The organism is Nocardia neocaledoniensis, assembly GCF_029868625.1.
In the GTDB taxonomy this organism is placed as follows: Bacteria; Actinomycetota; Actinomycetes; order Mycobacteriales; family Mycobacteriaceae; genus Nocardia; species Nocardia neocaledoniensis_A.
This window is the reverse complement of sequence record NZ_JARWOJ010000234.1, coordinates 71,246-85,044: the sequence shown is the minus strand read 5'-3', so window position 1 is coordinate 85,044 and position 13,799 is coordinate 71,246. Positions and strand designations below refer to the sequence as shown.

Annotated in this window: 14 protein-coding genes; 4 read left to right on the top strand and 10 right to left on the bottom strand. The window is 68.1% G+C overall.

What is annotated here, in order from left to right; translation table 11 throughout:
- Nucleotides 1-183: 183 nt before the first annotated feature.
- The 3 genes from QH270_RS18420 to QH270_RS18410 all read right to left on the bottom strand — a co-directional run bounded on the left by QH270_RS18420 (nucleotide 184) and on the right by QH270_RS18410 (nucleotide 1,764).
- Nucleotides 184-597 carry a hypothetical protein gene (locus QH270_RS18420; RefSeq protein WP_280343905.1) on the bottom strand — a complete coding sequence of 138 codons (414 nt, stop codon included), beginning with the start codon at nucleotides 595-597 and terminating at the stop codon, nucleotides 184-186.
- A gap of 160 nt (nucleotides 598-757) precedes the next feature.
- The gene (locus tag QH270_RS18415; protein ID WP_280343903.1) at nucleotides 758-1,222 is read right to left on the bottom strand and encodes a hypothetical protein; all 465 of its coding nucleotides are present in this window, start codon (nucleotides 1,220-1,222) and stop codon (nucleotides 758-760) included.
- Between the two features lie 5 nt (nucleotides 1,223-1,227).
- Entirely contained in the window at nucleotides 1,228-1,764 is a 537-nt protein-coding gene (locus QH270_RS18410; protein ID WP_195029020.1) for a hypothetical protein, read from the bottom strand.
- A gap of 613 nt (nucleotides 1,765-2,377) precedes the next feature.
- On the opposite strand from QH270_RS18410, the gene QH270_RS18405 reads away from it, so the two are divergent.
- From QH270_RS18405 to QH270_RS18395, 3 genes are read left to right on the top strand one after another with little or no spacing between them, the layout of a single operon-like run.
- Entirely contained in the window at nucleotides 2,378-2,701 is a 324-nt protein-coding gene (locus QH270_RS18405; RefSeq protein ID WP_234012078.1) for a hypothetical protein, read from the top strand.
- Nucleotides 2,698-4,329, top strand: a complete 1,632-nt coding sequence (locus tag QH270_RS18400; protein ID WP_280343899.1) for a relaxase/mobilization nuclease domain-containing protein — start codon at nucleotides 2,698-2,700, stop codon at nucleotides 4,327-4,329. Before QH270_RS18405 ends, QH270_RS18400 begins: the two co-directional genes overlap by 4 nt.
- A complete protein-coding gene (locus QH270_RS18395; protein WP_280343897.1) occupies nucleotides 4,326-6,053 on the top strand; it encodes a hypothetical protein in 1,728 nt (575 codons plus the stop codon). Before QH270_RS18400 ends, QH270_RS18395 begins: the two co-directional genes overlap by 4 nt.
- Before the next feature lie 272 nt (nucleotides 6,054-6,325).
- Here the strand turns inward: QH270_RS18395 and QH270_RS18390 are convergent, their stop codons facing one another.
- The 7 genes from QH270_RS18390 to QH270_RS18360 all read right to left on the bottom strand — a co-directional run bounded on the left by QH270_RS18390 (nucleotide 6,326) and on the right by QH270_RS18360 (nucleotide 12,870).
- A complete protein-coding gene (locus tag QH270_RS18390; protein WP_041561525.1) occupies nucleotides 6,326-6,601 on the bottom strand; it encodes a hypothetical protein in 276 nt (91 codons plus the stop codon).
- Nucleotides 6,602-6,680: 79 nt separating this feature from the next.
- Nucleotides 6,681-7,391 carry a hypothetical protein gene (locus QH270_RS18385; RefSeq protein ID WP_280343895.1) on the bottom strand — a complete coding sequence of 237 codons (711 nt, stop codon included), beginning with the start codon at nucleotides 7,389-7,391 and terminating at the stop codon, nucleotides 6,681-6,683.
- 13 nt (nucleotides 7,392-7,404) lie between these two features.
- Nucleotides 7,405-9,276, bottom strand: coding sequence for a glutaredoxin domain-containing protein (locus QH270_RS34535; protein ID WP_348537671.1), 1,872 nt, complete (start codon nucleotides 9,274-9,276; stop codon nucleotides 7,405-7,407).
- 390 nt (nucleotides 9,277-9,666) lie between these two features.
- On the bottom strand, nucleotides 9,667-10,086 hold the full coding sequence (locus QH270_RS18375; protein WP_060595242.1) for a hypothetical protein: 420 nt from the start codon (nucleotides 10,084-10,086) through the stop codon (nucleotides 9,667-9,669).
- Nucleotides 10,083-11,069, bottom strand: coding sequence for a hypothetical protein (locus QH270_RS18370; RefSeq protein WP_280343893.1), 987 nt, complete (start codon nucleotides 11,067-11,069; stop codon nucleotides 10,083-10,085). The genes QH270_RS18375 and QH270_RS18370 overlap by 4 nt, the downstream gene beginning before the upstream one ends.
- Before the next feature lie 143 nt (nucleotides 11,070-11,212).
- The gene (locus tag QH270_RS18365) at nucleotides 11,213-12,139 is read right to left on the bottom strand and encodes a MinD/ParA family ATP-binding protein (RefSeq protein WP_280343891.1); all 927 of its coding nucleotides are present in this window, start codon (nucleotides 12,137-12,139) and stop codon (nucleotides 11,213-11,215) included.
- Nucleotides 12,140-12,417: 278 nt separating this feature from the next.
- Nucleotides 12,418-12,870: a hypothetical protein gene (locus tag QH270_RS18360; protein WP_060595244.1), complete on the bottom strand. Its 453-nt coding sequence runs from the start codon at nucleotides 12,868-12,870 to the stop codon at nucleotides 12,418-12,420.
- Between the two features lie 397 nt (nucleotides 12,871-13,267).
- Here QH270_RS18360 and QH270_RS18355 point away from each other — a divergent pair, with 397 nt between their 5' ends.
- Nucleotides 13,268-13,786, top strand: a complete 519-nt coding sequence (locus QH270_RS18355) for a hypothetical protein (protein ID WP_280343889.1) — start codon at nucleotides 13,268-13,270, stop codon at nucleotides 13,784-13,786.
- Nucleotides 13,787-13,799: the final 13 nt, after the last annotated feature.

Sequence of the window (13,799 nt, the reverse complement as noted above, 5' to 3'; positions counted from 1 at the left end):
GATGCGCGTCGCTCGCGAGGTCGAGCAGCGACAGGGCATTGTCGGCGGCGGCGTCCAGCCGCGTTGCGGGGGGGGGGGGGGGGGGGGGGGGTCGTGGGGGGCCCCGGGGGGGTTGGGTGGGGGGGCGGGGGGGGGGCCGCCGGGCCCGGCCCCCCCCCCCCCCGCTTCGGGTGACGGAAAGGGTCAGAAGGGGGCTTCGTCGTCGCCCCACGGGGCGCTCGAGTCACCGCGCCCGTCGGCGGGCTCGTCGTCGTCCCCGTCGTCGGGGTTCCAGTCGTCGGGGACGCCGACGACCCACACCACGGCCTTGGCGATGTGGTCCCAGGTGACGTTGGCGAGGGCCTGGACGTTTTCCAACGAGCTCTCGTCCTCGACGCGGACCCCCGCCGGGATGCGCCACAGGTCGCCCCGGAAGTCCCAGGCCGAGCCGGAATGCTGGGCCGCAGCGCTTACTTCCTCGGCCGCCCAGGCGCGGGCGTCGGCCTCGGTGACGAATTCCCTCTCGTCGAGGAAGCGCCGCTCGGATGCGGGAGGAACGTCGGAGAAGACGACGTAGAAGCGATCGTGGTCCGCGACAACCGCTGCCAGAGGACTCATGGGAATGCCCTTTCGTAGAGTGCGAGTGGGATCGAAGAAGGCGGGGTGTCCGGTCCCGCTTCCTTCTGTGTCATATATTACCCGATATATCCCGAAAGGTCACGCACTTTCCGAGGGGCGAGTTGGATTGGTTCCCGCCCGATCGGTCTCGGGCGAGAAGTCAGTCGGTGCTGTAGGGGTCCCGGTGCCGGGCCGGGGCGCATTGCCGACGGCGCAGCACGGCGAGCCGTCGCGTGTCCTGCGATCGGACAGGGCTCGATGGGTGCGCCGCCGGGCATCCCTCCGGTTCGCCGAGCGGTGCGGTGGCAGACAGAACCGTGAGGGCCGCCTCCCAGCGGTCGGCCCGGTCCGCCGCCCGCAGCTGCACCGCCAGAACGGTCAGGCTCGCCGCGCCGACACCGACGGCGACCACGGCGCGCGGCGCGGACAACGGCATGGTCGCCACCGCCCACAGGAACGACAGCGCCGCGAGGCAGCCGTGCGCCGCCGACAGCGTGGTCGCGCCGGGTCGCTCGCCGGTGGCGGGGAACCGTCGCGCGTCTCGGTGGTAGGAGAGCGCGAGCGCGGCGAACACGACACCCGGCCCGCCGAGGAGCAGGGCCGGGACGGCGTACGAGGCGGACACGGCCGTCAGCTCCGCACCCGTGCGGCGGCTGGCGCGCCTGCGTCGGCGGCAGCGACCCGAACCGGATCGGCAGCTGCGGACGGACCGCCGGAACCGGCTGGAGCCGGATCGGGTTGTGTGACGGCGGCGGACGGGGTGACCGGCGTGCCCGGGGAGGTCGACTCAAGTTCGGAGTCCTCCGCCGGCGGCGGAGTCAGCGGCGCTTCGGCCGCAGCGGTCGACGCACGTGAGGGGCGCGGCCGAGGCTTGGCCTTCGCCCGCTTCGCTACAGCACGGATAGCGTCGGTGGGCTTGAGTCCGATCCGTTCCAGCGCGGCCGCCTCGGCTCCGGCATTGGTGGCCGCCTCGTAGGCAGCCACCACGGCATCCTCGGCAGCTTCCTCATCGGCGATCAATCGCGCTGTCTCGGCCCGGCGCGTCTCGGACGCCTGCTGCCATTCCCCGACCTTCACCGCGAGTTCGCCGATGCGCGTCTCCATATCGTCGTCGATGACCGCCCGCCGGTACGCGGACAGAGCATCGGTCGCCATCTTCTTCGCCATGGGAAACCTCTCGTCGCTCAGCGCTCACTAATGGAGCGATCGAATCTAGTGTATCTAATGTATCTACAGAACGGAGGTGGTCAACCATGCGAACGGGAGTCGGGGAGTGCGCGCCTTGCTCGCGGGGTGTCCCGTTCGTTCAGTCTGCGCACCGGGGCGGGCTGGGGCCGGGCGCCCGCAGCCTCGATCCAGCCCCCATGTTCACGGCACCGGCCTCGTCGCGTACCGCGCCCGCCCAGCGAACGAAAGCGTTTTCCACGTGGAGCTCACCGTGAGCCGCAGCGTGGCTGACCAGCCTTCTCCGGTGAGCAAGATATCCCAAAACCCCGGGGTTTTGGGTTGCGCCCGGGGACGGGCGCGAGACACACTCGAAGTGATTCGAGTGTGTCTAAAGCCTCCAGAGGATCTGGAGGCGCCGATGTACCCAGACCTGCGGTCCGGCCACATCGGCTGGCCCGGCAGGCGACTGCCGGCCCTGCGAGCGCACCAGTGCGCCCGGTAGGCGAAAGGACGTGAAGTGCCCCCGAAGAGCAGACAGGGCCATCGGCCTCACTCCGTCGAGAAGCGGACGCGCCGCCATGAGGCGCTGTTCGCACCCGCGGAGTGGGCACTAGTGGCCGCCGCGGCGGCCACTGTCGGGCTGAAGCCTGGCGCCTTCATCGCCAAGGCAGCCGTTGGTGCCGCGCGTGCGTTCGCCGCACAGCGCAATGGCTCAGCCGTCCGCACCAGCGGCCAGGTGGAGATCCTCATCGCCGAGGTTCGTGAGTTGCGCCGACTGCTGGGCAACGTGGCCGGGAATGTGAACGATGTCGCCAAGCACGCGAACTCCACCGGCGAACTCGGCCAGAACGCGGACGCGGTGCTCGCCTACACCCGCAAGATCAACGGCCGCATCGACACATGGTTGGTTGAACAGCTTCGGCACGGTGCGCTGTGATCGGCAAGGCGATCAGGGGATGGGACGGGCAGCGGCTCGTGCGGTACCTGTTCTCGAAGGGCAAGTACAACGAGCACACCAACCCCACCGTGATCGCAGCATGGCAATCCGACCCCGACGCCCTTCAACCGGTATGGGTCGGCCCCGACGACTGCGACTTCGCGCCCGGTGAGATCGGCAAACTCGCCAACCAGGTAACCGCCCTGTCGGATGCGATCGGGCTGCCCACCGAACAGCCCGAGCCCGGCCAGCCGGGCTACACCAAGCACGGCTACATCTGGCACCTGCCGGTGGCCATCGGCGCCGAAGACGGGGAACTCGGCCACGACACCTGGCGGCGCATCGCCGAGGACATGCTGCACGAGACCGGGATCGCGAAAGCGGGAGACGCCGGGGCGTGCCGGTGGATCGCGGTGCACCACGGCAAGTCCGTCGACGGCAACGACCACATTCACATCGCGGCGGTCCTCGTGCGCGCCGACACCGGCAAACGCTTCTACCCCGACAACGATTGGAAAGCCGTACGCCGCGTCGCCCGGCGCTGGGAACAAGCTCTCGGTCTGCGAATGACCGCCATCAACGATCCGTCGGCCGTACCCACCCCGACACGCGGGGAACAGGAAAAGGCGAAGCGTCGCCACGCCGCCGGCGACGACGGCATGCTGCGAGCGACACCAGGTGCTGCGGCACGGGTACAGCTGCGGCAGATGATCACCGAGACCGCCGCCATCGCGACGAGCGCCGACGAATTCGTTGCCCGGCTCCGCGACGCGGGCATGCTCATCGACTTCAAGTACGACGCCATCGGGCAGATCAAGGGATGGGCGGTCGCCGCTCCCGGGGATGTATCGGCGAGAACCGGCGAGCCCATCTACTTCGCGCCCAGCCGGCACTTGGGCGCAGATATGTCTTGGCCGCGGATCACCGCCCGCTGGTCGGCCTCCGTGCCCGGCCGCCCCGGCGCCGCGCGGGAAGCGGCCGCCACCGACACAGCACGCGAGCCGCATGCAGTGCTGGCCGACAGCGCTGAGCGGGTCCGGTCGGTCACCACCGCCGTGCGCGGTGGCCGCGCCGACGTGGCGACCGTGGCCCGCGAGTTGCAGGACGTCATCAGCAGTTGGGCATCCATCGCCGACGGTGCGGCGCGCCAGGGCCCGCTCTCCCGGGCCGCCTGGGTTTACGACCGCGCCGCCCGCACCCGGCGCGGTCTGGCCGCCGTTCCCGCCGGGCAACTCGCCGCCGAACTGCGTGAGGTCTCGCGCGGACTCGCTGCGGTCCGAATGCTGTCCGGTCGCGGTCTGCAACGAGATCCGAGCCTGCAACTCGGGCTCGCTATCGCCGAACTGTTGCTGGAGATCGCCGCATGGCACCAGCAGAACCAGCGCATCGCTGCCGCCCGCAGTGCCCGCGAAGCCGCCGGCCTGGTGCGCGCGCACGGGGAGGCCACCGGTGCCGTCCCGGGCCAGCTCCCGCCGCGGCGCGCCCCGGCGGGCACCGGACACACGCCCACCGTCACAGCACACCCCGGTCCGACCGCGCGGCCGGGCGAAGGCCGCCGCGAACTGCCTGCGGTGCGCGGCGTCCGTGAACTGCCGTCCGGCCCAACAAGGAAGGAACACCGACGATGAACCAGCCGGTCATTGAAACGCCCGTGATGGGCATCCCTCGCGAGGACACCATGCGCATGGCACTGGCAGCACGCACGCTGTCAGGAGTGCTGAGGCAGCTACGGGAACGGCGGGGCCGCTCCGCCTGGGACGACGCCGAGAACGCCGCCCGCAAGAACGCGGTCCTCGACCGCCACACGGTCAACCGATTCAGCCGTGCCGACGCCGAGGAATGGAACACCGCGGAAAGGGAAGGCCGCATCCGAGCCGAACGGCACCCGGATACCGGCATGACAATTCGTGTGGCTCCACTCTCGCGCGGCCGATTCGGGGTGCAAGCCGGATGGGAGGACAACCACGCCGAGGCAGTGTTCGGCTCCGAGGATCTTGCCGCCCGGGTGGCCGACTGGCTGCGAGCCGACGGCTCAGCCGATGCTGTCGACGATCTACGCCGCAACGTCGAGGACATGCACGCCACGTCCCGGCCACGGCAGCAACAGACTCTCCGAGACATCGAGCTCGCCGAGGCCCGCAAATGGGCACAAGAGAACGATGCCGACTGGTACCGCTGGTGGGAGCTGAGCTACACCAACGCCGACACCATTGATGGACGCCGCCTCGACGAGGCCGAGATCATCAACAAGTGGGTCGACGCCACCGGCGGCACCACCCGCAGCGCCGTCGGCGTGGCCCGGCGCTGGCTGGCCGAACACGATCCGGAGTGGACCAAGAACTGGGTGGCCGAATACGACAACTGCGACACACGCGACGGACGCCGCAGCCTCGAAGCTGAGATCGTTCGCCGATGGCGCGCCCAGTCTCGCGCTGGGCGTGGACGTGGCGGAGCCGGCCAGGACCAGGGCGCTGACGCAGGTGCCGCGGAACAAGGCAGCGGCCCGCAGGACCAGCGCACTCCGACCCCACTCGCAGACCGACTGCGGGGGCGAGTGCCTGATCGTGTTCTCGATGATCCGCGTTGGCATGTCGCCGAGGCCCAGTTTGCTGTGCTCACCTCGCAGGGCGCCGACCCGGACACCCTCATCGAATCCGTTGCCGCGATCGACTTCAACAACGGCCAGATCCGCGCACCCAGCGGCTTCGCCGCCTGGGCAATGCGCGAAGCCGCGAAGAAGGGGAAAGCAGCCAACGCGCACACCCGCAGCGAGGAAGATGCTCGCCGCTCGGTAGCAGAGGAATGGCTCATGAGTGCGGACCCGGGCTCACCGTTCGACCGAGCCCGCGCGGCGCAGTTGGTCGGCGAGATCGACGATGACTTCGACGCCCTGCTCGCCCGCAAGTACCCGGGCATCCTCGATGGCGATGCCGAGCAGGCGCGAGCCAGGGCCGCACAGCACGAGAGCAACGCCGATACCGCTGACGACCAGGCTCGCAAGGACAATGCGGCGGCCAAGCAGACCGCGGACGAGGACGAGGCTGAGGACACGGTGTTCGTGGTCGACAGCGACGGCACCGTCATCACCGTGCCGTTCGTTCCAGCACCGGAACCCCCGCCCGAAGCCGAAGCGGCCAGCCACGCCGCCGACGCCGACCGCGAGCACGAGGCCGCTGACCGCGAGCACGAGGCCGACTCCCAACACCGCGCCACCCGCACCGCCGAAGCCGCAGCGCAGGCTCCGCTCACCCCACCCAAACAAGCCAAAACCAACGCCAAGACCCGTCGGCGAACCCCACCGCCGGCCAAACCCGCGGCGACGCACACCCGGAACCGGGGCCGCGCGCACTGAGGCCGCCTATTCATCGGGTGGCCTGCGCGGGCGAGATCCTGCGCGGGCCACCCGGGATCGGCGTCGCCAGACAGAATCGCCCGCCCATCGTCTGCGGTGCTTATGCTGGGTCCTGAGCAGTGGAACGCGTGGAACGCGAATCACTGGCTGCTCTGGGACATGGCCCTCCCCTCCGGCCATGTACACGAAGATGCCCATCGGTTGAATCCGATGGGCATCTCTTTCCTCGTCCAGTCCCGGCGATCCGGGGTCAGCCGCCGGGGCGGCTGCGGTCACAGGATCGCGCGGAACTCGATGGTCACCACCACGCTGACCAGATACTCGATCGGTGCGGCGAGCAGCGGCACGATCGTGTGGTCGATGCCGACGACGGTCGGCGCGTAGGTCTCACCGGTCAGGGTGGTCTCTTCGGCCGCCGCAGTGCGAGCACGCTCCTGACACTGTTCGACAAGAGCCTCGACGCTATCGGGAATCTCGGCGGATGAGGAGACGGTCCGGGTGGCCGCATACGCGACCACATCGTCGTGCAGGGAAGTCGGGCTGCTCATGATCTCGTGTCCTTACATCGGAGGGAATTGGGTCCTCGGCCCACGCTCCAACTAGCGGGCATGCACCGGAGTCGATGGTTCAGCGGTCAGCGCTGGTGACAGTGTCGATGAACGTGCGCCCGTCGCGGTCGACGGTGGTCACGTTCTGGCGGTAGGTCTTGGTCTCGCCGGATGGCCTACGCTCGAATACCTCGACGAGGTGCCGCGCAGGTTCCAGCTCGGTGATTGTCAGGCAGTAGCTCGTCTTGTCGGGGATGGTGTTGATTCCCTTCTGGATAGTGTCCGCAGAGGAGACGGGGGCCTCCGGCAGCACCAGGGCACGCACTTGCTCCCCTGACCGGGCGACATAGTAGGCGTGCTGGAAGGCGAAGATGACGGGCACGCTCCCGACCAGACCGCCCTGGTTGTCGCCGCGATGTACCTTGCCCTCCGCGGTGTTCGGGCACTTCCCGCCAGCGAGAAAGCCCACCGTTGTGGTCACCGCTGGCGGTGGTGGTGGGGCCACAGACAGAGCGGGTTGCGGCGGCGGGGTGGGCTCCAAGCTGTTGAGCCCCACAGCGAGCGCACCCAGTCCCAGCGCACTGACGGCGGCCGCAATGCCGAGCGCCTTGTACCGAGGTCGGCGACTGGGCACGGGCGCCGGCTCGGGGGCTTTCTCAACGGCGTCCGCCGGTTGGAACTCGAGGTCCTGTTCGTCGGGCTCCGGCAGGACCTCTGGAAATTTCAGGGGCGATAGAACCGGGGTCCACCGGCCAGAAGCCGGGACGGGTCGATCGGTGTTGGCGTTCATCCTCGTTCCCCTTTCAACGTCCGCGTCCGGGAGTCCGCTGCGGGGCAGCGCTGGTATTTGCTCTACTGGCCGGGGTCATCGACGTACCGGCGGCCGCGGGCGCTCCGGCAGACGGGGTCAGCGGTCCGTTCGCCGCCCGCAGCGCCTGTTCCCCGCGCCGGGCCTCTTGCAGTTGGGCGAAGGTTGGGCGCCCACTGCCGTTGCGGGCGGTAGCCGTCACCGTCGAGGTCTGGCTGCGCGCTACGGGGGCGGTAGCCTCGGCGGCGCTGGCCTGCTGCACGTAGCGCAGGGCGGCCTCCACCACCGCGCCAGTCTTGCGAGGGTCACCGTTGGGAAGTGCGGCCCACTGCGGTGAGCCAACCTCTGGGATCTTCCCCCGCCGCATGGCAGCGCGCAGATACGGGCCTGCCCACGCCTGTACCGCGTCGACGCTCAGGCGATCCGCCGTGGATGGAAACCCAGGCTGCGCAGTAGCCGCCTCCTGTTCTGCCAGCACATCAGCGCGCATAACACCGGGCAGGGTCTTGAGCTTGTCGGGACGGAATCCGGAGAACCGAACGTCTCCCGCCTCCACCACCGGCGCGCCCTGGAACCCCATGTCCAGCAATCGCTGGCGTGCGGCCGAGTCCTGGGTGACATCGACGATCCGATAGTCGAACCCGAGATTGTCGAGGGTGCGCTTGGTGGCATCGCACTGCGGGCACTGCGGTTTGGTGTAGACGGTTATCTGGACGCCTTCGCCCGGCGCGATTGCGGTCTGTGCCATGGTCGTCTCCGGATTCTGTTGGTTCTGCACTGATTTCGCGGGCGCACTCTCGATCCCGAGTTCGGTCTCTGCTTCCGGGGCCCACTGCCACCGCCAGCCTGTCTCGGGGTCGAACGACCGCCGGAACACGCCCTCCATGGCCTTCTCGGCCGCCGCGATGGCCTCGTCCGCACCGGGGAATCCGCGCTCAAGTTGTTCATCGGTGATGGGCACAAACTCGTCGAAGTCGTGCCCGAGATCGAAGTGGTTGCTGGCGTCCTTGCCGGTCGCCGCTTCCACGACGAGCACTTCCCCCACACGCCCGACCAGCATTCGCTTGACCTGGAGGGCGTGCTGGTAGCCCGCTGAATCGCGATCAGCGATGATGATTACTCGCCGTGCGCCGGTGAGCTGGCGGGCGTGCTCGAGCCGAAACGAACCGGCACCCATTGCATTGCAGGTGGCGAACCGGCCGGCAGCCCGAATTCGGTCGACGTCCTTCTCTCCTTCGGGGAGGTGGATGTCTTCGCCGTCAGCGATTGCCTGTACCACCTCGGGAAGGTGATACAGCACCGGTTCGAACCCGCCTTTGCTCCAACGCCCGCCGGCATCCATCTTGCGCTGGAAGAACATCTTGTCGGTGCCGCGCTCGTGCGGAACGTGCATTCGCACGACCTCACCGAGGGGGCGTCCTCGGTGGTCGGTGTAGTGGTAGATCGCCGCCTGGTAGCGGGGACCGACCACCTTGCCGAGGCGTTCCTTCTTCGAGGGCTTCGGCGGAACCTGTGCGTCACGTCGCGCTTCCGGCCCTTCCGGTCGCGGCGCCCGCGGCCGCGACGGCGAGCCGGGCGCGCGGACCCATTGCCGGTCCCAGATCGCTGATTCAGGCAGGCCGACCGTGGCCAGCACCTCGGTGTCGGAGCATCCGGTAAAGCATCTGACCACGGTCTTGTGCTTGTCCGCGTTGTAGATCAGGCCCAAGCTCGGATCATCGTCCTGATGCGCCGGGCAGTGGTACATCGTCCACTGCCCGCGCTTCGATGCTGGTCCTGCCGGGCGACTGTTCTCGAATGCCCACTCGTCGAGTGCCCGGGTGATCCGGGCAAACGACGGAGGTGAGCCGGGCTTATCAGTTCTCACGGCGCACCACCTCCACGGGTGCTTATGAATCTGATGGAGCTAATGTATCTAAAATGGAGCCTGCGCCAGCGCTGCGAGTCCGCCGGGACTGCTTACCTGCGCTTTGCGACTCCGGCCAGACCGGCCAGCGTCATGCCCACGGCTGCGCCGAGGACACCACCCACTGCTCCCAGAGCCTTCCGCCCCGTCCGCTTACGGCCTCGCGCGGGGGCCGGGTTCGGGTGTGCCATGTTGACGGCAACCACCACGACCACGATCAGCACAGCAACGACCGGGTACACCAGCAGAAGCGACATTTCTGATGACCTCCTCTTTCGTCGTCGATGGCCAACCTGCGCGTGGTGCGAATGTATCTAAAAGCAGTGTCGCAGTTTCGCCGGCCGGCCGCAATCATGCCGCCGACCGCTGCTCGGCAGTGGCTGCGACCTCGGCCCACTCTCGGCAGTAATCCAGGGCCGTGCCCGGAGAGAATCCCGGGACGGTTTCTTCCCAGCTCAGCGACGGATTCACGGTTGCGCTGAGGCTGGGACCACACACGTACCACGCCCAGCGATTGCCTTCGGGCAGGCGGTCAAGGGTGCGCGGGTCCTGCGGACCGATCAGGAACCAGTGTTCGCCGACTCGCACGGTGGAGACGTCGTAGGTCGCCATCAGCGTATGCAGCACACGCCGCCAGTCGGCACCATCGGCCTTGACCAGCAGAGCCAGTCGCAACGCGCGGCAATACCGCAGTTCAGCGCAGAGATTTCGGACCCGGTAGCGGACGGCATACACGAGATCCGCAGCGATGGTCGTGGCCCGCGCGTTCATCGCGCTGCCCTCCTCGCCGCGGCGGCCACCGGTGCGGCCTGAGCTGCCGGTGCCGCGCCGAAGGTGAATTCCCGTCCACCGGTGGCTGCTGCTGCGGGTGGCGTCAGCGGACCGCGGGCGGCCGCCTGGATTTTCGACCACATCCCTTGCCGTTGCGGTTCGGTCTGGCTCGCTTGATGCGCGGCACGCAGTTCCTGGTTGATTCGGTCGGAGGTGATGCCGAGTTGTTGTGTGCGGGTGAGGGCTTCGTGGAACTCGGTCACCACCGCCGCGAGATCGGTCTCAGCCTCCTTGGCTTCGCGTGCCTGTGTCGACGCCTTGTCGAAGCGCTGCGCCACCGCCGTGAGATCGGCCAGGGCAGCGGCTTGGCCGGGCGTGAGCCACGACGAGGGGCCTTCCGGCTGTCGCGCCTGGTTGTGCATCGCGTCTGCCTGCCACTGCGCCAGCCGGAAGGGAGCTGAACGCAACTGCTGCGTCACGGCGGTGATGCCGAGACGGATCGCGGAGACCTTCTCCGCGACACGAGCTTTGAGCGCTTCCATGGCACTGTTGACCTCCCACTTCACTCGCACTACGGCCCCCGGCACAGCGTGCGCCTGCGCCAGCGCCTCCACGGCCCTACCCCGGTCGGTCGCGCTCAGTTGGGGTAATTCGTGAATCCGTCGCTCGAGTCGGGTAGCGGCGTCACTCAGCTCCGCCTGCTTGCGGGCCCACGTCTCGTGCTGCTCCTCCTTCTCGGGCTTGAATCCCGCCGCGACGACCGCCTTCTGGTGGTGCAGGATGTCCAGTTCAAGTTGCGTGCGCGTGATCGAGACATCCAGCTGGCGGGAGCGGATGTCGTTGCGTACGGCGCGCGAGATTTCCCGGCGCACGTGCCGCGGGATCGCCTGGGCGGTCGGGTCCTGCGCCCGCCACGCGGCGATCGTCTCCGCCACCGCTGCGGCGAGAGTGTTGGGCTCGGGCCCAGCCTTCGCGTCGGCCATCGTCGACTCCTTCCTCTCGGGATTGGTCGCTGGCAGTGGGTGCCGGCCATGAACGGGCACAGCACCCAGAGCCGCTAGTTATGTTAATGGTTCGAGTGTATCTAAAACATGGTTGGTGTCATCCCTGTTGACCAGATCGTTCGCTAGCGTGCGGGCCGCACCAGCCCGGAGGTGGGCGAGTACTTCATTGGGAACAGGCCCGCCAGGGTCGCCGCAAGCTCTCGATAGGCCAGCACTGTGCGCGGGTGCAGCAACTGCGGATCGATGACGCCGCCCTCGTCGAGGTGACGGTCATAGGGGATCTCGTGCACGGCGTGGACCAAGTGGTTGAACCACCTCGTTGCCGCGCTCGCGTCGAACATTCGCCGGCCGGGCTGCTGATGGGAGATCACGACGACGGTCCGGGACAGCAAGCCCCGGTACAGCCACCGGCGCTCGTCCCGTTCGTCCAGCAGTGGGTCCCCGGTCACGGGGTCCTTCGCGAAGGCGGTGTGGAGGTACTCGACCGCCGCCACCGCCTCGTCGGCGGAATCCTTCTTGGCGTCGAGGGGGATCACCAGCGCATCGGCCTCGTCGAGAACGGCCTGGGTCGCTGGGTGGGTGATCCCGGTTCCGCAATCGGCCAGCATCAGCGGGAAGTAGTCGCTCGCCAGATCGACCAGCTGGCGGTAGTCGTGGGCGGAGAAGCTGTCGGCCGTCGCCGGATCGGCTGCCGAGGCCAAGATGTCCAGGCCCGCCGGTGTCAGTTGCGTGTGGGTGCGCACGTCCTGCACCCGCCGCGGCCGCGGTCCGGCCAGCAGGGTCAACGCCGAGGACTCGGTGCGCGCCGTTGTCCGGCGTGCCAGGTTGCCCCTATCGGGATTGACGTCGAACGCGATTACGCCATCGGTCCGGCAGGCTGCGAAGGCGTTGCCGACTCCCATGGCGGTCGTTGTCTTCCCTGATCCGCCCTTGAGCTGCACCACTCCGATGCGGAAATCGGACTCGATCGCGGTGCGGATTCGCCGGTCGAGCTCCCTGGCGCGCACTTCGGCGGGGCTCTCTCCGAGGTTCAGCGTTTTGCCCGACATCAGATAAAGCGCACGCCGCCAACCCGATCCCGGGGCTGGGCGAACCGGGTCTCGGCGCCAGTCCCGCGACTCTGGGGTAACCGCCGCTGATCGATCAGACGACGTGTGCCGCCACTCGCCGGCATGCGCCCGCTGGAGCGGGCTGACGCCCTGCGCGGGAACGCCGTCTGTCCATAGCCCGCTGTCGGCGCGCCCTCCGTAGGCCGCGGTGTCCGTACTCCACGGCGCCACCACGGGCGGGGGCGAGTACTGCTTGCCCATCCTCTATTCCCTTCTGCTCATGAGGTTTTCGATGAGATCTTGTCCTCGGTCGACTCCGATTGGGTGATCCGCTTGTCGCCCTCGGCCTTCTCGGCGACGGCCTCTTCGGCCCAGTCCGACCACGCCGGGTAGGACTCCGCTTCGGCCCACCATGCGTTGCGCGCGTCCTGCCACACCTCGACAGAGCAGCTGAACGAGCGCCGAGGCCGAGTGCCGGCCTGATCCGGGGGTGTGCGCCGACCAGGCGGCAATCGGTCCGGGGCGGGCTCGAACGTGGAGATGCCGAGGTTCTGGCGCGTGCGCGCGGTCTTCTCGGCGAGCGCCGCCTCGAGCCATCCGGTCCAGGTCGGGTACTGGCGGAGTTGCTGGCCCCACTTCTTCTTGGCGGCTCCCCACACCTCGTCACTGCACGAAAAGTTCTCTCGGCTCCATCGACGTCCCCCCGCCGCGTCGGACTGTGTGTCGGCCACAGGCTCTTCCTTCCTCTCGACGGCGTCGCACGCTGGGTCGCACCTGACCGCAGCCGCAGGGTTCCACTGTATCTAAAGGTGCGTCCACATCTAATGGTCCGAGTACCCCCGCCGAGCCTTTCGGATCTATCGCACCATTAGATACATTAGAGACATACCTAGTTTACCCGCGGCAACCGTCGCAGGTGAAACCGCAAAACGGATGTTTTAGATACATCAGCTACAACGGAACCATTGGGGCTGGTGACCATCGCCGCCCCGCCGCCGAACAAGGAGGCGAACATGGCGCGGCGAATGCGAAGAATGCAGAGCGAAGGCCAGCTCAGCCTGGAGGCTCTATGGGGTGACCCGGACCCGGCCCCCTCGACCGTCGACAACCGAAAGGACAATGAGCGCGATGATCATCGATCAGGTCAGGACGTACTACTCGACGTACCTGCCACAGACGACCGCAGCACTGGACGACCCGGAGGAGTTCTTTCAGGAGCTGAGCGACCAGATCAGCCAGCGGGTCGAGCAGATCACGGCCCATCTCGAGACGAACGCGATCGTGCCGGGGCAGGACTACCTGGAGCGAGTGGGAACGCTGAACACCCTGCGAGCGCAGGCGCTGGAATCGGCGCTGGCGGAGCTGCTGTACTCGACCCCCCCGGAAGCCGACGAGGACCCGGAACCGAGCCAGACCGAACGGGACCTGCTGGTGATGCAGCAGGAGGAGCGGGCGGTGGAGCAGCGGCTGGAGATGGAGCCCGGCAGCCCGGAGGCGATCGAGTGGGATCGCCGGTATCCCCATCTGGTCGAGGAAGCGAACTGGATGCTGGCCGATCACGAGGAGCTGACGATCGAGCAGAAGCGCGAGCAGCTGGCGCAGATCATGCATCGGCAGGACGAAGCGCGGGCCCGGCTCCGTTCGTAGAGCCCCGCGCCGG

Excerpts from the sequence above, each read along its gene's own strand:
- QH270_RS18420 (WP_280343905.1), bottom strand. The coding sequence starts at position 597 with ATGAGTCCTCTGGCAGCGGTTGTCGCGGACCACGATCGCTTCTACGTC.
- QH270_RS18410 (WP_195029020.1), bottom strand. The coding sequence starts at position 1,764 with ATGGCGAAGAAGATGGCGACCGATGCTCTGTCCGCGTACCGGCGGGCG.
- QH270_RS18395 (WP_280343897.1), top strand. The coding sequence starts at position 4,326 with ATGAACCAGCCGGTCATTGAAACGCCCGTGATGGGCATCCCTCGCGAG.
- QH270_RS18390 (WP_041561525.1), bottom strand. The coding sequence starts at position 6,601 with ATGAGCAGCCCGACTTCCCTGCACGACGATGTGGTCGCGTATGCGGCC.
- QH270_RS18385 (WP_280343895.1), bottom strand. The coding sequence starts at position 7,391 with ATGAACGCCAACACCGATCGACCCGTCCCGGCTTCTGGCCGGTGGACC.
- QH270_RS18375 (WP_060595242.1), bottom strand. The coding sequence starts at position 10,086 with ATGAACGCGCGGGCCACGACCATCGCTGCGGATCTCGTGTATGCCGTC.
- QH270_RS18370 (WP_280343893.1), bottom strand. The coding sequence starts at position 11,069 with ATGGCCGACGCGAAGGCTGGGCCCGAGCCCAACACTCTCGCCGCAGCG.
- QH270_RS18365 (WP_280343891.1), bottom strand. The coding sequence starts at position 12,139 with ATGTCGGGCAAAACGCTGAACCTCGGAGAGAGCCCCGCCGAAGTGCGC.
- QH270_RS18355 (WP_280343889.1), top strand. The coding sequence starts at position 13,268 with ATGATCATCGATCAGGTCAGGACGTACTACTCGACGTACCTGCCACAG.